The organism is Paenibacillus sp. FSL E2-0151 (assembly GCF_037993015.1).
In the GTDB taxonomy this organism is placed as follows: Bacteria; Bacillota; Bacilli; order Paenibacillales; family Paenibacillaceae; genus Paenibacillus; species Paenibacillus amylolyticus.
This window is the reverse complement of sequence record NZ_CP150308.1, coordinates 7040135-7061538: the sequence shown is the minus strand read 5'-3', so window position 1 is coordinate 7061538 and position 21404 is coordinate 7040135. Positions and strand designations below refer to the sequence as shown.

The window sequence follows — 21404 nt, the reverse complement described above, 5'->3', positions numbered from 1 at the left end:
GGATCTATCCTTTCCCTTGGAATAGTAGTAACAGTATATGGAAAGGTAGAGCGTTTTATACTTCACGAGGACAAGCTTTTTCTCTAGGGTTGGACGTATAGCGAAAGGAGCCGGACATGGACGAATGGATTAACGATTGGATGCTGATTGCATTTGATTCAACCCAGCAGGCACTGCGTGCTGAAATGCTGCTGGAGTTTGCTGAGATAGAGATTGATTTGTTCCCTACACCAAAAGAAATTACAGCAGGGTGTGCGCTATGTATTCAGTTTCCAAAAGAGGATCTGGAGCGAGTGCAAAAGATCATTCGTAATGAGTTCGTAGAGATCCGAGGCCTCTATTTCAAAACAGAAGACAGCTATGATAACATACCGATGTAGAGGAGGCATGATGGATGCTGCCATTTCAGTTTGCTCAAGGGACTACAGCTAGTGATGCCGCAACCGCCGTTGGTGAAGCCCTTCGTTGGACGGATAAAGTCTGGAACAAAATTGCAGATCCCGATATGTGGCTTAACATTATGTTCAGCTCAATCCGGATCATCATTATTTTTATCATCACCCGTATTGTCATTAAGGTAGTCTATCGGATTATAGATCGTTCCATGGAACGCAAGCAGGAAGGCAAGATTCGCGTGAATCCGCGCAGGTTCGTAACCGTAGGGGAACTGTTGAAAAATGCGACCTCCATAACATGTAATTTTATTATGATTCTGCTACTGTTATCTGAGATCAATATCCAAGTTGGACCTCTACTCGCGAGTGCCGGTGTGCTCGGGCTTGCCATTGGTTTTGGTGCACAGGGTCTGGTCAAGGATGTTATTACCGGTTTCTTCATTATATTGGAGGACCAGTTCGCTGTGGGGGATGTTATTCAGACGGGAACCTACAAGGGAACGGTTGAAGTGATCGGACTTAGAACAACGAAACTGGTCAGCTGGCAAGGCGAAGTGCACATTATCCCAAACGGGGCGATTGCAAGTGTAACGAACTACTCCATGTCGAATTCGCTGGCTGTAGTGGATATTCCGATGAAGGCGGACTTAAGTCTCGATGAGTCAGTACATCTGGTGAAAAAGTCTTTGGTTGGGATTGAAGAGCGTGACCTAAATATTGTGAAGGTGCCGGATGTGCTCGGTATACAGTCGATGTCTACATCTGAGTATGTGGTGCGAATTGTGGCTGAATGTATGCCTAACTCTCGTGCTTCGGTGGAACGTCAGATTCAGGGCGATGTGAAGAAAACGCTGGAGTATCATGAGATGAGCAATCAAGCTGTATTGGAACAGGCAGTAGCTTTGGAGAAAGATGAGGGGGATGGCACAGGTGGAGCGTAAAAGTTTCCAGCTTGGGGATATCGTGCAGATGAAGAAGCAGCATCCCTGTGGCAGCAATGAGATGGAGATCATTCGTATGGGTATGGATATTCGGATTAAGTGTGTCGGATGTAAACACAGCGTGTTGATTCCAAGAGCGAAATTCGAGAAAAACATGAAGAAGGTACTGCGTTCAGCCGAAGATTCCACTGAATCCTGATCTTGCAATAATTCGGTATGCAGTATGCGTAATAACGTTTACATGCAGGCTCCGTAGGAGTGTTGCGTTCTGTAAATGATCATGCTATAATCAATATTGCTGCGGAAAGGTACCCAAGAGGCCCAAGGGGGCTGACTCGAAATCAGTTAGGCGTGTCACAGCGTGCGTGGGTTCGAATCCCACCCTTTCCGCCACTTCAAATGTAACTTACTCAATACACATTGAGTTTAATAAAAAGATCGATAAGAAGACTTTCCATTAGGAAAGTCTTTTTTGGTATAACGTTTTATTGAATATGTATTGAAATGTATCCATATCAGATGCATCATTAATGACTCGAACGAAAAACAAAGAGCCCCGAAGGGCTCTTTATCCGGCGGTGCATTTGTTTGTTAGGAAACAATCGGTCGTAACAATCAGACACTTGGTGTACTGCACGTAGCAATACGCGTGCTTCAGACGAAGGGCCTTACTACACATAACCACTTGCTTCTTAAATTACGTGATGAATCTCCAACAGCGAATGATCGGCTTCGTTGTCCAACGGAACCACACCTCTCTCGTGCACCGCCTGATTGTATTATGTGCTTTATTCCGTTTTATATACATGGATCGTAAAAAAGTATTGCGATTAATGGACGCGGGCTTTGGTCAGCTTCTTCCACTTGCGATTATGATTGCTTGTTTCGGGGAAAGCTTCACCTTTTTGCAGCGTAACACGCTTTGGGTTCTGAATTTCCGTGACAAAGCTTTTTTCCCCAACTTCTGTGTATTCTCCATCGTTTGGTGCTTTGTCTCCTGGTTCAAACTCGGTTTTTTCACCCATGATAAAACCTCCTCTGCAAATTATGTTACTTTGTTACTTCTGTAGTGTGCTCCATAGCCGGGCTGATCATGTGCCAATATGTACAGGGAACGTTTGCTTGCACTTTGACTCGGTATTTGTTATATTAATATAGTTCGAGTTTGTGCTCGTTCCTTGCTCTCAACCTAGATTGAGGGCCAGAGTCCATAAGGAGGTGAAAATTATGCGCAAATATGAAGTGATGTACATTATTCGTCCTGACATTGAGCAAGAAGTTGTTCAAGCTACAGTCGATAAATTCCAAGGCATCATCTCCAACGGCGGTGGTGAAGTTACAGCTCACGACGTTATGGGTAAACGCCGTCTTGCGTATGAGATCAAGAAATTCCGTGATGGTTTTTATGTTCTGGTACATTTCACTGCTGAACCAGCAGTTGTAACTGAACTTGAGCGTCTCATGAAGATTTCTGACGAAGTAATTCGTTATCTCATTACCAACGACGTTAAGTCTGCTTAAGACTACTCGTGATTAACGCACCAATACGCTCTGAAGGAGGGGATTACATTGTTGAACCGTGTCATTCTGATCGGACGGTTAACCCGGGATCCTGAGTTGCGTTACACTCCAGCAGGAGTAGCAGTTACGCAATTTACTTTGGCAGTGGACAGACCGTTTACAAGCCAAGGGGGAGAAAAGGAAGCCGATTTCATTCCGGTCGTAACCTGGAGACAGCTTGCCGAGACCTGTGCGAACTACTTGCGCAAAGGACGCCTGGCTGCAGTCGAAGGACGCATTCAAGTACGGAACTACGAGAATAACGAAGGAAAACGTGTATACGTGACCGAAGTCATTGCCGATAATGTCCGTTTCTTGGAGTCAGCTAACCGTGATAATAGCGGTGGCGGCGGTGGGCAACCAATGCGTGAAGAGCCTTCTTATGGAGGCGGCGGACGCGCGAACAATAACAATAATTCGCGTAGCAACAATCAGGATCCTTTTTCCGATGACGGAAAACCGATTGATATATCGGATGATGATTTGCCATTTTAACATGAACTGATACTCCTAGGAGATATGGGTTACATGATAGGAAAGGACTGAAAAGCATGGGCTTCAAGCAAAGAGAAGGCGGAGACAACGATAAAAGACCGGCACGTCGTGGCGGCCGTAATAAACGTCGTAAAGTGTGCTTCTTCACAGCTAACAAAATTACTCACATCGATTATAAAGATACGGACTTGCTTCGTAAATTTATCAGCGAACGTGGAAAAATTTTGCCACGCCGTGTAACAGGTACTAGCGCTAAATATCAACGCATGCTGACGATTGCAATCAAACGCTCCCGTCAAATCGCATTATTGCCATACACAACTGAGTAGTTTTTACTCAGCTTGCATACGAAGCAGTCGGCTTATAGCCGGCTGCTTTTTTGTATATATCAATAGAAGTAATAGAAATAACAGATCCACTCTAACAAATGGAAGAATTCAATACTGTGGTGATAGAAGCATTCAAGGCTCAAATGAATTATAATAGAGTCTAATCTACTGAAAAGGTACAGGCAGCAGGAATAGCTGTTTATTTCAGAATAAACACTAGGAGTGGATATGAATACATCAAAACGTAAAGGCAAACAGAGAAAAAAGAGAAGTCTAAAAACCTGGATTATAGCTACTCTTTTACTTTCCATTATATATGTGTGGTTACAGCAAAAAGGTGATATAGATAATATGTGGCCCGGGACAACAATCCAAGAAGCTCTGCCAATCACCGGCCTACATCCTGTGGTTGCAGAGAATGAGAAATTATTGGTACGTAAGGCAGCGAGACGTGGAATAGAGATTGTTATCACCCACGGTTACCGAAGTTCTGAGGAGCAAGATGCACTATTCAACCAAGGACGCTCAAGCGCAGGCAATATCGTTACTAATGCGCGTGGTGGTGAGTCATATCATAACTACGGATTAGCAATTGATTTTGCATTGAGGACGCCTGAGGGTGATGTGGTGTGGGATATGGAACGGGATGATAACGGCAATGGCAAGGCAGACTGGATGGAAGTTGTGGACCTCGCCAAAGAGTTAGGTTTCACTTGGGGTGGAGATTGGGCAAACTTTCCGGACTATCCTCACTTGCAGATGGATTTTGGTTTGAGTATTAATGAGTTAAAACGTGGTAAAAGACCTCCTGACTCTCAGTAAAAGGTGTTATATATACACTTAAATGAATAATTATTAGATAAGCTCTGCATTTTGCAGGGCTTTTTTCTTTCTTTTGTAAAATAAATGATAAAAGATGACAATTTGGTCTTTACATTAGCAAATAAATAAAACTATACTAGATTAACTAGATTTTTTACTCTGATCGCACATATTATTTCAATTGTAAGCATAACGGCTCCGGTTCAATAAAATTTGGCTATAGATCGAGATATAATCATCACTCATATATGTAACATTTACCTCACGCAAAATTAAGATTGTCTACTTAATTTAAAGCATACACATACACTAGATGTAACTATTATGTTATGTATATGTTATTTTGACCAATTGCCTATGTATACCTCACAGCCAAAAACAAGATAACGCCTCTCAAATTCCCTGCTATAAGCCTTTATAGTATTACTAATATCCAAATCTGTAGTATAAAAAACATTTATACCAAAAATCTCAAAATAAGCATTGACGTTAGCTAAAATTACACGTATGATTACATTAATTATTTTGATATATAATTCCGCTAGGAATTATCAACATTAATTGACCAATGGTCTAAATATAAGTCTCTTAAACTTGTTTCTCCTAACAATTTGGTATTTTGTATAAGCTATTGTTCGTTATCTTCAAGAACTTGGAAATATACAGTGGATGCATTTCTACACACGAATACAATCTACGGAAATTATGGGGTTAGGGTGATTGATTTGAATACAGAGCTATTGGAAGTCAGAAATCTAACAACATCATTCAGAATTGAAGATGACTATTATGCAGCAGTGGATCACGTTAACCTTACGGTGAAGAAAAATGAAGTGTTGGCGATTGTAGGTGAATCCGGGTCAGGTAAAAGTGCTTTTGCATTCTCTCTTATGGGTTTGCATAACAAAGCAAAAATAGAAGGCCAGATTCTTTATAAAGGACAAGATATTGCCAACATCTCCCCAAGCAAATTAAACAAGCTACGCGGCAAAGAAATGGGCATGATTTTTCAGGACCCATTGTCCGCACTAAATCCTCTAATGATTATTGGTGAACAGATTGAAGAGATTCTCACACTTCATCAGTCCAAGCTGTCTTCCAGAGAGAAGAGAGAAAAGGTCATTCACTTATTGAATCAGGTAGGGATTCCACGTCCCGAACAAATATACAAGCAGTATCCCCACGAACTATCTGGTGGTATGAGACAGAGAATTGTTATTGCCATTGCGATTGCCAACAAACCGGAACTACTCATAGCCGATGAACCAACGACGGCGCTTGACGTTACGATTCAACTACAGATTCTGGAGCTAATCCGTGATCTGAAGAGTGAAATTAACGCAGGCATTATTCTGATTACACATGATCTGGGTGTCGTAGCTGAGATGGCTGATCGCGTAGCAGTTATGTATGCAGGCGAAATTGTTGAAATCGCAGATATCTTCACATTGATGAACGATGCGAAGCATCCATATACCCGCTCATTGTTGAACTCTATTCCCACCCTGTCTGAAGAAAGATCCAAATTACATGTCATCCAAGGCATCGTACCATCACTCAAAAATCTTCCTCGCAAAGGGTGCAGATTCAAAGCCCGAATTCCATGGATTAGTGAATCGGCTCATGAAGAGAACCCACAGATGCATGAAATTGCACCAGGTCACTTTGTACGGTGTACCTGTTACCAGCACTTTCATTTCCCTGACCAAAGCTGAGGAGGAATAACATAATGGCATTACTCGAAGTAGAAGGGCTCAAGATACACTTTCCGATTCGCGGTGGATTGCTTAAACGGGAAATTGGCAGTGTAAAGGCTGTTGATGATGTTAGCTTCTCCATTGAAGAAGGACAGACTTATGGTCTGGTTGGCGAATCAGGTTCAGGAAAAACAACAACAGGCAGAGCCATTATTGGGCTAAACCATGTCACTGACGGAAAGATCCTGTTTAACGGCAAAAATCTGGCTACGGAGCGACGTAAGAACAGGCAGCTCCAGCGGGATGTTCAAATGATTTTTCAAGACCCATATTCATCACTGAATCCAAAGAAGCGGGTTATCGATATTATCGCTGAGCCGTTTCGTAACTATGAGCGTCTGACAGCTACCGAGGAAAAAAGACAAGTAAGAGAATTACTTGAAAAGGTTGGCCTGAGTCCGGAATCAATCTACAAATATCCGCATGAATTCTCAGGGGGGCAGCGTCAACGGATCGGCATTGCACGGGCTATTGCACTGAAGCCGAAGTTAATTATCGCGGATGAACCTGTATCTGCACTCGATGTATCGGTACAGGCTCAGGTACTCAACTTCATGCAGGAAATTCAAAAAGAATTAAATCTGACCTATCTGTTCATCAGTCACGATCTGGGCATCATCCGTCATATGTGTGATCAGATTGGAATTATGTATAAAGGTCGATATGTGGAACAGGGCACAACAAATGATATTTTTGAGAATCCGCAACACATCTATACCAAACGTCTCATTGCAGCCATTCCGGATATGGACCCAACCAAACGAGAGGAAATGGTAGCCTTCCGTCAACAGGTCAAATCCGAGTATGAACATTCATACCGAAATTTCTTTGATGAGGAAGGGCTTGCATACTCGCTCAAATCCATTTCCGATACTCACCGAGTAGCTCTACCTCAGAAAGGTTGAAGGCCATATGTGGAAAATAATAGTACGAAGAATCATGATTATGATCCCTCAAATCTTTTTACTAAGTCTTTTGGTATTTTTGATGGCCAAAGCCATGCCAGGAGATGCACTAACCGGATTGCTCGATCCAAGTATTGATCCTAAAGCTTTGGATGAACAGAGGGAACGACTTGGACTTAACAATCCATGGTATGTACAGTATTGGGACTGGATTAGAAATGCCGCGCAGGGCGACTTCGGACAATCTTTCCGATTCAAGATGCCAGTTTCTGATCTGATTGGTCAAAGAATTGCAAATACATTTTGGCTGGCTTTTGCAACACTTGTCTTCACATATTTAATCGCGATCCCACTTGGTATTATCAGTGGTCGTTATAATGATACATGGTCTGACCGGTTAATTACGGGTTACACCTATCTGGGGTTCGCAGCACCGTTGTTCATTTTTGCACTGGTTATGTTATGGATTTTTGGTTTCCACTTTGGGTTATTCCCAACGGGGGGCAGCGTGGCACCTGGACTTACACCAGGAACATTCAGTTACATTACAAGCAAATTCTATCATCTGTTATTACCGGCATTATCCATGGCACTGATTACTACGGTATCAACCGTTCAATACTTGCGTAGCGAAATTATCGATATCAAGCATAAAGAATTCGTTCTTACTGCGCGAGCCAAGGGCGCTTCGGAGTCACGAGTTTACAACAGGCATATTTTAAGGAACTCTCTACTGCCGATTGCCGCATTCTTCGGTTATGAGATTACAGGACTTATCGGAGGTACTATTTTCATTGAGAGTATATTCAGTTACCCAGGCATGGGGCAGCTGTTCCTTAACTCAATCTCTCTTCGTGATTTCAGTGTTGTAACCGCACTTGTCCTGCTATTTGGTATAGCTACAATCCTGGGTTCGCTGTTATCTGACATTATTCTGGGATTAGTAGATCCGCGTATACGGATCAAGTAAGAACTTGAAGATTTCGGGGTGAATAAGATGAGCAAGGCCAATGATGTCGTTGTAACTTCACAAAAGGTTGATAAGAGCCCCTCCAGCTTGAGTATCTTATGGAGAGAGCTTGTCCGGGATAAGGTGGCACTAATCTCGCTCATATTTTTGGGACTGGTTTTATTAATAGTCTATGGAACTGCTCTGATCCTGGATCAAGATGAAATTGTTAAAGTGGATCTATTCGCTTTATATGAGCCGCCTTCTGCACAATACTGGTTAGGAACAGATTACGGAGGTCGTGATGTATTTGGACAACTAATCATCGGAACTCGGAACTCGTTATCCATTGCCATTCTAGTTACGGTAATGACAGGTTTCTTGGGGATCGTAATCGGTATACTTTCTGGTTATTTCGGAGGACTGATTGACAATATATTCATGCGTATCGTGGATTTCTTCATGATTCTCCCGTTCATGATGATTGTTATCGCGTTTGTTACAGCAGTACCCAAATATAATATTGTTTCGTTCTCGCTAATCATGACTGCCTTCCTATGGATGGGAATTGCTAGATTAATTCGGTCTAAGGCACTGCAGGAGAGAGAACTTGAATATGTAAAAGCTTCAAAAACGTTGGGATCATCCCATCTCAAGATCATTTTCTCACAGGTTCTTCCGAATCTGAGTTCCATTATCATCGTAACGATGACATTGAATCTCGCTGCCAACATTGGCCTCGAATCAGGGTTATCTTTCCTGGGATTTGGTTTTCCCGAAAGTACACCTAGTCTTGGAACACTCGTAAGTTATGCACGTAATCCGCAAACCCTGGAGTCCAGATGGTGGATATGGCTACCCGCATCGGTACTGATTCTGGTATTGATGTTGAGTATAAATAATGTCGGTCAAGCCCTAAAGCGTGCGACTGATGCAAGACAAAGAAGAGGTTAAAAAAAGGGAGGAAAGGTTCATGAAAAAGGGATTATTTTCACGGGGACTATTTTTCACGATGATGTTGGTCTTTGTATTGGTGCTCGCAGCTTGCTCTGAGAAAGAAGCAGCTACTCCAGCTCCAGCTTCCAACACAGAAGAGGGAAAAACGGAGGAAAAACCTGCTAATGAAGAGGGCGTTTACTCCATTGATGACTTCAACAATGTCAAAACGAATGAGGGTACTGCGATCGAGGGTGGATCAGTTACATTCGGACTTGTATCGGATACTGCTTTTGAAGGTACACTGAACTTTAACTTCTATTCCGGTAACCCGGATGCACAGGTTCTTCAATGGTTTGATGAAGGTTTGCTGACTTGGGATAAAGACTATGTGTACACCAATGATGGTGCTGCAACATATGAGACTTCCGAAGATGGCAAAACGTTCACACTGACCATTCGTGATAATGTGAACTGGCATGATGGCAAACCGGTAACGGCTGAAGATCTGCAGTTTGCTTATGAAGTGATTGGTAACAAAGCGTATGATGGTCCACGTTATGACTCCAACTTCACTAGTATAGTAGGTATGGACGAGTATCATGCTGGAAAAGCAAAAACAATCTCTGGTATTAAAGTGCTGAGCGACAAACAAATCAGCATTACGTATAAAGAATCTACTCCGTCCCTGCTGACAGGTGGCGTATGGACGTATCCACTGGCTAAACATATCTTCGGCGATATGGATGTAGCCAAAATGTCTTCTTCCAAAGAAGTACGTGAAAAACCAATTGGTTTTGGTCCATTTAAAGTGGATGTTATCACTCCAGGTGAGTCTGTAACTTTTGTTAAAAACGATGACTACTGGCGTGGAGCTCCAAAACTGGATGGTGTAACTCTGAAAGTTATCAACCCGACAACGGTTGTTCAAGAACTGAAATCTGGCGGGGTAGATCTTGTGGATGCATTCCCGACAGATCAATACAAAGACAATGCTAACCTGTCCAACGTAGAATTCCTGGGCGCAATCGATCGTGCTTATACGTACATCGGTTTCAAACTGGGTACGTGGGATGAAGAGAACGGAAAAGTTGTAAGCAATGCCGAAGCAAAAATGGGCGACAAAAATTTGCGTAAAGCCATGTGGATGGCTGTAGATAACGATCAAGTTGGTAAACGTTTCTATAATGGTCTGCGTTGGAATGCAACAACCCTGATTCCACCGTCTCACCCAGAATTCCATGATTCCAACAATCCGGGTGTAGCATATGATCCAGAAGCAGCGAAAGCATTGCTCGACGAAGCTGGTTACAAACTGGATGGTGAATTCCGTACGAACCCGGATGGAACACCACTCGAAATCAACTTTGTATCCATGACTGGTGGCGACACAGCTGAACCTTTGGCTCGTTATTATGTTCAATCATGGGCTGCTATTGGTTTGAAAGTAAACCTGGAAATGGTTGAGTTCAACAGCTTCTATGACCGTGTAGGTAACACAGGTAAAGATGATCCAAACATTGATGTGTATCAAGCAGCATGGGGCGTTGGTATTGACGTAGATCCATCTGGTCTGTATGGCCGCGATGCACTCTACAACTTCTCCAGATTCTCCAGCGAAGAGAATGACAAATTGCTGGCACAAGGTATCTCTGCTGAAGCATTTGATGTAGACAAGCGTAAAGAGATCTACAATCAATGGCAACAATACATGGTAGATGAAGTTCCTGTATTCCCTACACTGTATCGTGCAGTTGTAGCACCAGTTAACAAACGTGTAATGAACTATGCGATTGGTGATGGAACAGGCGTTTACCTGAGCGACCTGCAAGTTAATGCAGACAAAGCAGTTGTAGCTCAGTAAAACATTCTTAAATTAGCAGCTGTAAGGATTGGGGTCCTTTAAGAAGCCGGTTGCTAGATTATTAATGAAGAATTCTCCTGGGAAAATGAATAAAAAGTGTCTTTAAGACATGGATTCTGTACACTCTGGCATGGGTGTATGGGGTTCATGTTTTTTTTGTAACCAAAAAATAAAAAAAATTTAACTTTTTTTCAAAAAAGTGCAGACAAAATGCCTCTTTACTTCGTCTATATAGGTAAGAGGTGATCATCTTATGAAAAAATGGTGGAAACGGGCAGGTATGCTGCTAGCTCTCTTGCTTATTATATATTTGGGTGTGAAACCGGACATGCTGGTAGGCAAACCGGGAATTAAAGCTGAATCTGCGGTATTAATGGATATGAACTCTGAACAGATCTTAATGGATTTTAACGGCTCCGAAGAGATTGCTCCGGCAGGCGTCAGTAAGTTGATGACAGAACTGTTAGTAATGGAGGCCGTGATCAATGGTGATATAAGCTGGAATGATCTTGTTAATGTGAGTCTGTATGCCAGCTCCGTGGGGGGCAGTCAACTGACCCTGAAACAGGGAGAGCAATTCACCGTTCAGGAGTTGTTCGAGATCGTAGCTGTCTATTCAGCCAATGATGCAGCGGTTGCTCTGGCTGAACATATCAGTGGTACAGAGCAGAAGTTTGTGCAACAGATGAATCAGAAAGCAACTCAGATTGGGCTGTCTGAGGATACACAATTCACGAATTCAACGGGCCTCAGTGAAAAGCTGCTTGGTCCTAACCGTCCGATGGATATACAAGGGCAGACCTTAATGACGGCTATAGATGCATGCAAGCTTGCGCGATATCTGCTGAATAACCATCCCGAGATTTTAAGAATCTCTAGTCAAATGCAAGTATCAATGCACCAAAAAGGGATGTACATGAGTAATACGAACTGGATGTTGTCCTCTATTGGTGGGCCGTATGCTTATGATGGGAATGACGGATTAAAGACCGGGTATGATGAAGATTCCGGATATCATTTTGTGGGGACAGCTGAACGTGATGGCAAAAGACTGATATCAGTTGTATTTGGAACAGATACTCGTGAAGGGCGTTTTGTGGAGACTCGGAAGTTATTCAACTATGGGTTTTCGGGAAACCGAGTCAGACCAGATTATTGAAGCATTACGCAAGCGTTAGTACGTTAGATAAGATATGAGGGCTGTCCGCAGGTTCGACTGAACATGTGGTAGCTCTATTTTATCGAATCTGAGGTAAATTGATCCATATAACCATATTATTAAATTGACATATGGTTTTCTTTTGTTTTAAAATGACCAGTGAGTCATTATTATTCAACTCGGTTTAATATATATGTACCAAACCAACTGTACGATACTGAATTTACGATCTGATCGGGAGGTAACTTGTGATGAAAAAACAAATGAAATGGCCGCTAATCCTGTTCGCCATAGGGGTATTTATGGCTGCGCTGGATAACGGGATCATCACCTCTTCACTGACCACCTTAAATGCATCATTTGGTGTGTCGCCAACATGGGGAGCATGGACGATTACGCTTTACACGCTTGGGCTTGCGGTGAGTGTACCTATTGCGGGCAAACTGTCGGACCGTTATGGTCGCAAGAAACTATTTTTGATTGAAGTGGCGTTGTTTGGGATCGGGTCCCTGCTTGTCGCGTTGAGCACATCGTTTACCTTTTTCCTGATTGCTCGTGTCATTCAAGCTTTGGGCGGTGGTGGGATTTTTATCATTGCCAGCTCATACGTATTAAGCAAGTTCCCGGCGGAGCGACAAGGTACAGCCTTGGGTCTGCTGGGAGGGATGAATGGTGTTGCCGCTATCTTGGGACCCAATGTCGGTGCTTTTATACTGGATCTGACTGGCAACTGGCATTGGTTATTCCTGATTAACGTGCCTATCGCCATTCTGCTATTCATAGCAGGTATTCGATTTATTCAGGAAGAGCAGGAACTGAATCGTGCAGCAGTGGACTGGAGCGGTATTGCTGTCCTAACGTTGGGTGTACTCAGTTTAATGTATAGCTTCAGCAATCTGGACGGTGTGAACATGCTTCAAAGCCTGGGATCACCGATGTTCTACGGCTTTTTCATGGCAGGTGTAATCCTTCTGGTGCTCTTTTATTTCATGGAAAAAAGGCTGGAAGGATCTGAACGTGAACCTGTTGTATCGACACAGCTTCTGGGCATTGCGTCCTTTCGCTGGACGCTGCTAATTGCCTTTTTCTCGGGAGCCATTCTGGCCTCGGTGATCTTTATTCCCGGATTTGTTGAGCAATATCTCGGCGTATCCAATACGGCTTCCGGGTACTGGTTTACTCCACTCGCGCTGGCATCCGGCATCGGGGCAGGTGGAGGTGGATACCTCGTTGACCGCAAAGGGCCGATCTGGACGTTATCGGTTGCGGGGCTGCTATCTGCCATTGGATTCCTGCTGTTCCCGCTATGGGTGGAGCATATCTGGCAATTTGTCATCGCGAGTACATTCGTAGGTATCGGTTTCGGTATGATGCTTGGTGCGCCAGTTAACGTACTTGTCACGGAACAGGCGGGGGAGAACAACAAGGGCATCGCGGTAGCGACCAGTTCGTTATTCCGCCAGATGGCGATGGCTATTGCACCTACGATTTTCGCTGGATTCCTGGCACGTTCGTTCATTAATCTGGGGTCCAACATTCAGGCAGGATTCGCTGACAAAGGAATTCAGGTGCCTCCGGAGATGCTGGAGCAATATGCATCGGGTGGAGCAGCAGGGAGTGATGTCTCCAGTCTGACAGAGGGCCTGTCCCAGATTCCTGATGAAGGCATCCGTGATGTGTTGCTCCAGGCAGTGCATCAAACGACAGGGCAGGGTTATAATGGCCTTTTCTGGTCTGCGGTGGTATTCAGTGTGCTTACGCTGGTAGCTGCGCTTATAACGGGACGTCTGCGTCAAAAAGAGAAGAGCCAACATGTGGAAAGTATATCCACAAACTGATTCAATAACGTTAGAAATGAAGAGAACAGTGTACCTTTTGTAGCTAAAAAGGAGCCGCTGTTCTTTTCAATTTAACCGGATTGTAACTTTTCTTGCTCTCGCAATGATTACAATAGAACGAGCGTAAGCGGTGTCTTGATTCCAGAGAGAGAAAACTTCAGAGAACACCGAGTCACAAGACATCCCAGACGTTTAATTGGTATTATATAAGTTGAACGAATCGTTACACTTCATCACTGCGAGTTCAGAATAACCTTCCGATCGCTGTTATCCCCAGATTTTTTTAAAATTACCTTATTCAAAAGGTAAAAATCCGTTGATAAAGGCGAAGCGTGTGCTTTCGATGCAGCTTTCTTTCAGAAAGCTTTTAGCTACGCTTCTTCAGGTTTTTTCTGACCTCTCCGTTATTAGTGTAAATATTAGATGAAACTTATATAGTAGGCAGTATCATTTCGATAGTGAAGAAGGAATCGATGGATGAAAAGCAGAACTAAGGATAAGAAGAAAAAAAGAAGAAAAGGCCTATATATAACGCTCGTTTCACTTGTTGTTTTGTTAATCGGAGGTTATTTGTTCCGTCAGCAGCTGGCTGTAGCGGCATTTGATCTGTTTCTCGCCGGTTCAGTAGAAGATCAGTTATCCCGCTCTTATGTACCGCAAGAAGGCAACAACACGCCTGATCCAACGGTATACCGTAAGGAACCATTCTCCGTGTTACTGCTCGGTTCGGATAAACGCGCCTATGAGAAAACGCGTGGACGTTCCGATACCGTCATCTATGCTGTAGTACGTCCGAAGGAATCCCGTGTGCTGTTGGTATCCATTCCACGTGATACGTATGTGCAGATTGTAGGACGGGATGCCAACAAGGACGGCGAAGATGATTATGATAAGCTGGCGCATGCCTACGCTTTTGGTGGGGAGAATATGTCCATCAATACGGTGGAGAAATTCCTTGATGCTGATGTGGGTTATTATGCAACAATCAACTTCGACGGAATCAAAAAAGTGGTTGATGCGCTTGGTGGTGTAAAACTGCCAATCGATGAGGACATTGTGAACAAGAATCCGGATCACGTGCAATTCACGATTGAAGGTGGTAAGCCGATCTATGACGGGCAGGAAGCACTGTATTATGTAAGATACCGTGAGGATAGCGATTTTAATCGTACCAAGCGGCAGCAGATTTTCCTGAACGCGATGGCGAATGAGATGCTGAATTTGAATCAAATCGCCAAAATTCCGGAATTGATTCAGATCATGGGAGACAGCTTCCAGACGGATATGCGAGCATCTTTCATTATTGATCTGGCCAAACAAGTGCTTACTCAGGAGAAACCGCAGATTTCAAGCTTCACCATTCTGGGTGAGGGGATGAAAAAAGACGGTATCTATTATGGTCAGGCTGACGAGAAAGATGTCCAATATGCCAAAGAGCTGATTAACAACTGGATGGATCAATCGACCCCAGCCGGTGAAGTCATGATCCCTGACCGGCAAAAGATTGAATAACCAATTCCATACCAATGATGTGTTGTAGACCACAATCAGCAGTACGTTTATTCGCGGGCTGCTGTTTTTTTTCTTTGTATTGAGAACTATTATCCTTTTGGAACATCCTGCGTTCTGATCCGTATAATATAAGTTGAGCGAGATAAGTTGAACGAAGAAATTCACAAGGAGGATACACAAGGGTATGAACATCGCATTTTTTTTGCTACCCAAACAAGAGGTTACGTGCGTGACGTCGGATTCTACGCTGCGGCAAACGTTGGAACGGATGGAATATCATCGTTTTACGGCGGTACCCATTTTGAATAAAGAGGGCAAATATATTGGTACGGTTACCGAAGGCGACTTACTGTGGTATATGAAGAATGCCGAGGGAAAGATTTCATTTGAAAACGCTTCAAAGTTCTTGCTCAAGGATGTTCCCCTTCGCTTGGATATTAAACCTGTATCCATTAACGCCAACATGGAGGACCTGATTAATCTGGCTAAAGTTCAGAACTTTGTTCCTGTGGTCGATGATATGGATCGGTTCATTGGTATTGTCAGACGGAGTCAGATAATTGAGTACTGCGAGGGCATTGTAGCCAAAGAATCGATCAAGGCTAAGTAAGGCTGTTACGAATTTAAACATTATTGTGTCATGATGGATAATCACAGCCGTCCGGTATCATGTTAAACTTAAGAAGTCCTGAATCAGGGCCGCATTCGAAGTTTTTTACAAATATATAGGTCGATAGGATGTACGGAGGACTCCGCATAAGTACCTGACATCAGTTTCGGAGAACTTCTCCGTTTTTTGGGGTAATTTTGCGGGCCCTCTTTTTATGCTATAATCGAGAATAAAGCTTTTTCGGGGGAGAGTGACTTTCGCCAATATGCCTAAAGAACTGGATGTAGCCAAACGCGCTAAAGTGATTGAATGGCTGAAAACCGAAGTGCTTGATCAGGTATCCCGATTATTCAAGGCGTTATGGGAAGGCAGTACAACTCGAATCGGGGACAGTCTTGCCAGTTTGATTATGAGTAGTTACATATTGGGCCGCAGGCTCGGTATTCCTTTCAAGGATCTGGATGCACTGCTAGTTGAGAAGTTGAAAAAGCATAAACAGGAAGGTCACCAGCTTGAAGACTGGTACCAGGATATTTCCGCGCTAGAAGATCATATGCGTAAGAGGTGAATTTGTTGAAATTTAGCTTTAAATCAGCTGTTTGGAGCGCAGTCTATCTGCTCTTGCTACTTTCGCTGTTAACTCCTTTATCGGTACTTGCCATATTTTTTATGATGATTCCGGGAGTTATTTTGTATGCTTCATTATCTTTAAAATCATTTATATGGCATCTCGTTCCAGTAGCCGTTATTTTGGTCGTATTCCACCCCATCTATCTGTTACTACTGCTCATCTTCACCCTGCCTGCAATCGTTATGGGTCACGCGTATAAAACACGCAAATCGGCCCTGTTCGCCCTGATGGCGGGAAGTGGCATGATGTTGGCAGAATACTTGTTGTTGCTCTTGGTCGGCAGTGTCATTTTCCAATTCGACCTGTCCAGTTATATTGAAGATGTGGTCAAATTGACCATTGAACCGTTAACCAATACATCGAATCAGATGATCAACGGGTTTGCATGGACACCTGAGATGACCGAGGATGTTGCCAAACAAACACAGCTTATGATTCCGTTTGCTCTCGTTGTCACATCGATGGTAATGGCCTTTATTACACACGCCATTGCTCGTCCGATTCTGAACGTGATGGGTGTGGTGGTATCGAAGCTTCCACCAGCGAGAGAGTGGCGTATGCCGCGTGCATTGATCTGGTATTATTTCCTTGCTCTGTTGATCGAAGTGATCTCCAGACAAAGTGATGGAACATACTGGACTATGATTGCCATGAATCTGTCCCCGTTAATTAATCTGGGCTTCATGATTCAAGCGATCGGTTTCTTCTTCTTTCTCTCACATACAAAGAAATGGAATCCGGTTATACCATATTTCCTGGCGGCTGCGGTCTTCTTCATTGGTCCGCTTCGGATTATCGGAATTATCGATCTGGCGTTCCCGCTTCGTGAGGCAATATCGAAATCAAAACGATAGGGTGATGAGTCATGCCTAAATTTCTGAAGAAACGCTGGCACGGCTACTATACCGTATGGGCGTTCATACTGCTGCTGTTGCTCGTTATGTTCGTTACCATTTATAACTGGACGCTTGGTTTGATTAGTCTGATACTGGCTTCGGCGCTGGGAATCGTCATGATTAAGGCGGAGCTCGCGTTCCGCCGTGAGCTTAACGACTACATTAATGGCCTATCTATTCGGATCAAACGGATGGAGGGGGAAGCGGTCAGCATGCTTCCATTCGGAATTGTGCTGTACAGCGAAGATCGTACGGTAGAGTGGCATAACCGCTTTGTCGCGGAGATGTTCCAGGAGAAGACAATGGTGGGTAATCCGCTACTTAATATGTTTCCCAAACTTCCTCAGCCTAAAGAGAAGAAGGATGGGACGAAGGAACATTCATCCAAGGAGTTGCATGACGAATTCCAGTTGGATGATCGGCATTATGGAGTTATTCATAACCCGCAGGAGCGGTATGTATATGTATACGAGATTACGGAGCTAGCCATTCTTCGTGATAAATATGAAAATGAACGCCTTGCATTGGGAATTCTCGTTCTGGATAATCTGGACGAAGCTGCCCAAGGCATGGACGATCAACAGCGTACAGCGCTGATTGCCCGTGTGACCAGCGAAATTACGTCTTGGGCCAAGCGGTACGAAGTGTACCTGCGCCGTCTGTCTTCTGATCGTTATCTGTTGATGCTGAATCATAAGTCTTTGCAGGAACTGGAGCAGAGCCGATTTGTCATTTTGGATGAAGTTCGGGAGATGACTGCTGACCTCAAAGTGCCAATGACACTCAGTGTTGGACTGGCGTTTGGATCGGATAGCATCAGCGAGATGGGAGAACTGGCACAGTCCAGTCTGGACATGGCACTTGGACGTGGTGGTGATCAGGCTGCCGTGAAGTCCGGACAACGCCTGTCTTTCTATGGCGGTAAGTCTAATGCAGTGGAGAAACGGACACGGGTAAGAGCCCGCGTTATTGCGCACGCGCTACGTGATCTGATGCAGGAGAGCGATCGGGTGCTCATCATGGGGCACAAAATTCCGGATATGGACGCGATCGGCGCATCCATCGGAGTGTGGAAAGCGGCCAGTCTGTACAATGTGGAAGCACGGATTGTTCTGGATGGAATTAATCCATCGATTGAACGCATGATGGAGCAAGTGAACAAGGACGAGAAGTTGTCCAAAGCATTTGTATCACCGGAACAGGCAACCCAGATGATGACCGAGCACACGTTGTTGGTGGTGGTGGATACTCATAAGGCTTCCATGACCATGGAGCCGAAACTGGTACAGTCTGCTACCCGTGTCGTCGTTGTGGATCACCATCGCCGGGGCGAAGAGTTCATCAATGACGCAGTGTTGATCTATCTGGAGCCTTATGCGTCCTCTGCTGCCGAATTGGTAACCGAACTCTTGCAATACATTCATGATAAGGTACAATTCACTCCGCTAGAAGCTACGGCTCTACTTGCCGGGATTACGGTGGATACGAAGCATTTTGCACTGCACACGGGGTCCAGAACGTTCGAAGCGGCAGGCTTCTTGCGCCGTAGCGGTGCGGACACCATTATGATCCAGCGGTTGATGAAAGAGGATCTGTCAGAATATATTGCTAAGGCAGAAATCATAAAGCATGCTAAAATGGTATATGGAAACATTGCGCTGGCGGTCACAGACCCTGGCAGCAAGATTTCACAGATGATGATCGCCCAGGTGGCGGACACATTGCTGAACATGACTGACGTGGTCGCTTCATTTGTAATTAGTGAGCGTCCGGATGGACTGATTGGCATCAGCGCGAGATCGCTGGGGCGCATGAATGTTCAGGTTGTCATGGAACGACTGGGCGGTGGCGGACATTTGACAAATGCTGCCGTGCAGCTTGAAGGAACGCTTGGAGAGGCAGAAAAACGGCTGACGAACGTACTGGCTGAAATCGAAAAGGAAGAGGGGCTGTTCGAATGAAAGTCATTTTTATAAAAGATATGAAGGGTCAAGGCAAGAAAGGGCAAGTGAAAGAAGTATCTGAGGGTTACGCACAGAACTTCCTATTGCCACGGGGAATCGCACGTCTGGCAACAGACGGCAACATGAAGACACTGGACAACCAGAAGGCGGCTGAAGAAAGACTCAAACAGGAAGAGAAAGCAGAAGCGGAAGCACTTGCGAAAAAGCTGGAAGCAGAAGTGACTGAACTGAAAGCCAAGTCCGGCGAAGGTGGTCGTCTGTTCGGCGCCATTACGAGCAAACAGATCGCAGAAGCTTTGTCTAAAAAGGGTCTGAAAGTAGACAAACGCAAAATTGAGCTGGACGAGCCTATTCGTACACTCGGCGTAACACAAGTAACTGTCAAGGTTCACCCTGAAGTGAAGGCAACCTTGAAGGTACAGGTAACGGAAGAGTAAGATGGGCGGAGAAATGTTATTCGACCGGATTCCCCCGCAGAACCTGGAAGCCGAACAGGCCGTGCTGGGTGCAATCCTGTTGCAGGGCGAGGCCCTGATTACAGCGATGGAACGGGTGCAAACCGAGGATTTCTATGATAAACCCCATCAATTAATCTTTGAAGCGATGATCCAGCTTGGTGAGGGAAATCAACCGATTGACCTTGTTACACTGACTTCGCTTCTGAAGGATAAAGGTGAGTTGGAGGACATCGGGGGCGTTAGTTATCTGGCTAAGCTAGCCCATGGTGTACCTACAGCCGCGAACGTAGACTATTACGCTCAGATTATCGAAGAGAAATCGATGCTGCGTCGCCTGATTCGTACGGCAACACAGATCGTGAGCGAAGGATATACAGGCGGCGAAGATGTTGCAGCGATGCTCGGAGAAGCTGAACGTCGCATTCTGGAGATCTCCAACCGTCGCTCCAGTAGTGGTTTTATAGCCATTCAGGACGTATTGATGGAAGTATTCGATCGTGTGGAAACACTTCATCAGAATAAGGGTACAACGACAGGTATTCCGTCCGGGTTTATCGATCTGGACAAGATGACTGCCGGATTCCAGCGCAGTGACTTGATCATTGTAGCGGCCCGTCCTTCCGTAGGTAAGACGGCCTTCGCCCTGAATATCGCTCAGAACGTAGCCATTCGGGCCCAGGAGACGGTAGCCATCTTCAGTCTGGAGATGTCAGCCGCCCAGCTGGTGCAACGTATGATCTGTGCGGAAGCCAACCTGGATGCCAGCGTGATGCGTATGGGTGATTTCAAGGGTGATGAAGACTGGCAGAAGCTGACGATGGGTATTGCAGCTTTGTCAGAAGCCAACATCTTCATAGATGATACGCCAGGGATTACCGTAGCGGATATTCGTGCCAAATGCCGTCGTCTGAAGAAAGAGAAAGGCCTTGGCATGATCCTGATTGACTATCTTCAACTGATTAGTGGACGTGGTAAAGCAGGGGAGAACCGTCAACAAGAGGTATCCGAGATCTCACGTACACTGAAACAGATTGGCCGGGAACTGGAAGTTCCGGTTATTGCCTTGTCCCAGCTGAGCCGGGGTGTAGAGCAACGTCAGGACAAACGTCCGATGATGAGTGACTTGCGGGAATCGGGTTCAATCGAGCAAGATGCCGACATCGTAGCGTTCCTGTACCGGGATGACTACTATAACCAGGAGACCGAGAAGAAAAATATTATTGAGATCATTATCGCCAAACAGCGTAATGGTCCGGTAGGTACGGTTGAACTGGTCTTCCTGAAAAACTTTAATAAATTCGTCAATTACGAGAGGGCACACAATGATGCCTTCGCGATGTAATGGGCAGGTGCTGAAGGCTTCGATCAAGAAGCCAGAATCGT

The 21404-nt window shown here is 44.6% G+C and carries 22 protein-coding genes and 1 tRNA gene; 22 read left to right on the top strand and 1 reads right to left on the bottom strand.

Annotated elements, in window-relative coordinates; translation table 11 throughout:
* Positions 1 to 116 precede the first annotated feature (116 nt).
* From MHI55_RS31175 to MHI55_RS31160, 4 genes are all read left to right on the top strand, one after another.
* On the top strand, positions 117 to 380 hold the full coding sequence (locus MHI55_RS31175) for a DUF3343 domain-containing protein (protein ID WP_017691427.1): 264 nt from the start codon (positions 117 to 119) through the stop codon (positions 378 to 380).
* 125 nt (positions 381 to 505) lie between these two features.
* Positions 506 to 1336: a mechanosensitive ion channel family protein gene (locus MHI55_RS31170; protein ID WP_223200026.1), complete on the top strand. Its 831-nt coding sequence runs from the start codon at positions 506 to 508 to the stop codon at positions 1334 to 1336.
* Entirely contained in the window at positions 1326 to 1535 is a 210-nt protein-coding gene (locus MHI55_RS31165) for a DUF951 domain-containing protein (RefSeq protein WP_036611950.1), read from the top strand. Before MHI55_RS31170 ends, MHI55_RS31165 begins: the two co-directional genes overlap by 11 nt.
* Before the next feature lie 103 nt (positions 1536 to 1638).
* Positions 1639 to 1729: transfer RNA gene (locus MHI55_RS31160), tRNA-Ser, on the top strand.
* 437 nt (positions 1730 to 2166) lie between these two features.
* Here the strand turns inward: MHI55_RS31160 and MHI55_RS31155 are convergent.
* A complete protein-coding gene (locus MHI55_RS31155) occupies positions 2167 to 2361 on the bottom strand; it encodes a YjzC family protein (RefSeq protein WP_036671877.1) in 195 nt (64 codons plus the stop codon).
* A gap of 202 nt (positions 2362 to 2563) precedes the next feature.
* Between MHI55_RS31155 and rpsF the strand changes: the two genes are divergently transcribed.
* The 18 genes from rpsF to dnaB all read left to right on the top strand — a co-directional run bounded on the left by rpsF (position 2564) and on the right by dnaB (position 21363).
* Positions 2564 to 2857, top strand: a complete 294-nt coding sequence (gene rpsF, locus MHI55_RS31150; protein ID WP_036611944.1) for a 30S ribosomal protein S6 — start codon at positions 2564 to 2566, stop codon at positions 2855 to 2857.
* A gap of 48 nt (positions 2858 to 2905) precedes the next feature.
* On the top strand, positions 2906 to 3391 hold the full coding sequence (ssb, locus tag MHI55_RS31145; RefSeq protein WP_017691432.1) for a single-stranded DNA-binding protein: 486 nt from the start codon (positions 2906 to 2908) through the stop codon (positions 3389 to 3391).
* 56 nt (positions 3392 to 3447) lie between these two features.
* Positions 3448 to 3720: a 30S ribosomal protein S18 gene (gene rpsR, locus MHI55_RS31140; RefSeq protein WP_017691433.1), complete on the top strand. Its 273-nt coding sequence runs from the start codon at positions 3448 to 3450 to the stop codon at positions 3718 to 3720.
* Positions 3721 to 3948: 228 nt separating this feature from the next.
* Complete coding sequence (locus MHI55_RS31135) at positions 3949 to 4542, top strand: M15 family metallopeptidase (RefSeq protein ID WP_047841028.1); 594 nt, start codon at positions 3949 to 3951, stop codon at positions 4540 to 4542.
* Positions 4543 to 5267: 725 nt separating this feature from the next.
* Positions 5268 to 6257 (top strand): ABC transporter ATP-binding protein, encoded by a 990-nt coding sequence (locus tag MHI55_RS31130; protein WP_036612047.1) that lies wholly within the window; start codon positions 5268 to 5270, stop codon positions 6255 to 6257.
* A 14-nt stretch (positions 6258 to 6271) separates the two neighbouring features.
* On the top strand, positions 6272 to 7204 hold the full coding sequence (locus MHI55_RS31125; RefSeq protein ID WP_047841027.1) for an ATP-binding cassette domain-containing protein: 933 nt from the start codon (positions 6272 to 6274) through the stop codon (positions 7202 to 7204).
* A gap of 7 nt (positions 7205 to 7211) precedes the next feature.
* Positions 7212 to 8174 carry an oligopeptide ABC transporter permease gene (opp4B, locus tag MHI55_RS31120; protein ID WP_074092893.1) on the top strand — a complete coding sequence of 321 codons (963 nt, stop codon included), beginning with the start codon at positions 7212 to 7214 and terminating at the stop codon, positions 8172 to 8174.
* A gap of 27 nt (positions 8175 to 8201) precedes the next feature.
* A complete protein-coding gene (locus tag MHI55_RS31115) occupies positions 8202 to 9107 on the top strand; it encodes an ABC transporter permease (RefSeq protein WP_340388244.1) in 906 nt (301 codons plus the stop codon).
* A 19-nt stretch (positions 9108 to 9126) separates the two neighbouring features.
* Complete coding sequence (locus MHI55_RS31110) at positions 9127 to 10953, top strand: oligopeptide ABC transporter substrate-binding protein (RefSeq protein WP_340388242.1); 1827 nt, start codon at positions 9127 to 9129, stop codon at positions 10951 to 10953.
* Between the two features lie 253 nt (positions 10954 to 11206).
* Positions 11207 to 12112, top strand: coding sequence for a D-alanyl-D-alanine carboxypeptidase family protein (locus MHI55_RS31105; RefSeq protein ID WP_340388240.1), 906 nt, complete (start codon positions 11207 to 11209; stop codon positions 12110 to 12112).
* A gap of 251 nt (positions 12113 to 12363) precedes the next feature.
* Positions 12364 to 13950, top strand: coding sequence for an MFS transporter (locus MHI55_RS31100; RefSeq protein WP_340388238.1), 1587 nt, complete (start codon positions 12364 to 12366; stop codon positions 13948 to 13950).
* Between the two features lie 477 nt (positions 13951 to 14427).
* Positions 14428 to 15462 (top strand): LCP family protein, encoded by a 1035-nt coding sequence (locus tag MHI55_RS31095; protein ID WP_036671869.1) that lies wholly within the window; start codon positions 14428 to 14430, stop codon positions 15460 to 15462.
* Positions 15463 to 15646: 184 nt separating this feature from the next.
* Positions 15647 to 16072: a CBS domain-containing protein gene (locus tag MHI55_RS31090; RefSeq protein ID WP_017691444.1), complete on the top strand. Its 426-nt coding sequence runs from the start codon at positions 15647 to 15649 to the stop codon at positions 16070 to 16072.
* Between the two features lie 265 nt (positions 16073 to 16337).
* Positions 16338 to 16640, top strand: a complete 303-nt coding sequence (locus MHI55_RS31085) for a MazG-like family protein (RefSeq protein ID WP_017691445.1) — start codon at positions 16338 to 16340, stop codon at positions 16638 to 16640.
* Positions 16641 to 16645: 5 nt separating this feature from the next.
* Positions 16646 to 17557, top strand: a complete 912-nt coding sequence (locus MHI55_RS31080; RefSeq protein ID WP_036612044.1) for a DUF2232 domain-containing protein — start codon at positions 16646 to 16648, stop codon at positions 17555 to 17557.
* Positions 17558 to 17568: 11 nt separating this feature from the next.
* A complete protein-coding gene (locus MHI55_RS31075) occupies positions 17569 to 19560 on the top strand; it encodes a DHH family phosphoesterase (RefSeq protein WP_076216655.1) in 1992 nt (663 codons plus the stop codon).
* A complete protein-coding gene (rplI, locus tag MHI55_RS31070; protein ID WP_036611925.1) occupies positions 19557 to 20000 on the top strand; it encodes a 50S ribosomal protein L9 in 444 nt (147 codons plus the stop codon). Before MHI55_RS31075 ends, rplI begins: the two co-directional genes overlap by 4 nt.
* 1 nt (position 20001) lies before the next feature.
* The gene (dnaB, locus tag MHI55_RS31065; protein ID WP_036611922.1) at positions 20002 to 21363 is read left to right on the top strand and encodes a replicative DNA helicase; all 1362 of its coding nucleotides are present in this window, start codon (positions 20002 to 20004) and stop codon (positions 21361 to 21363) included.
* The last annotated feature ends 41 nt before the right edge of the window (positions 21364 to 21404 follow it).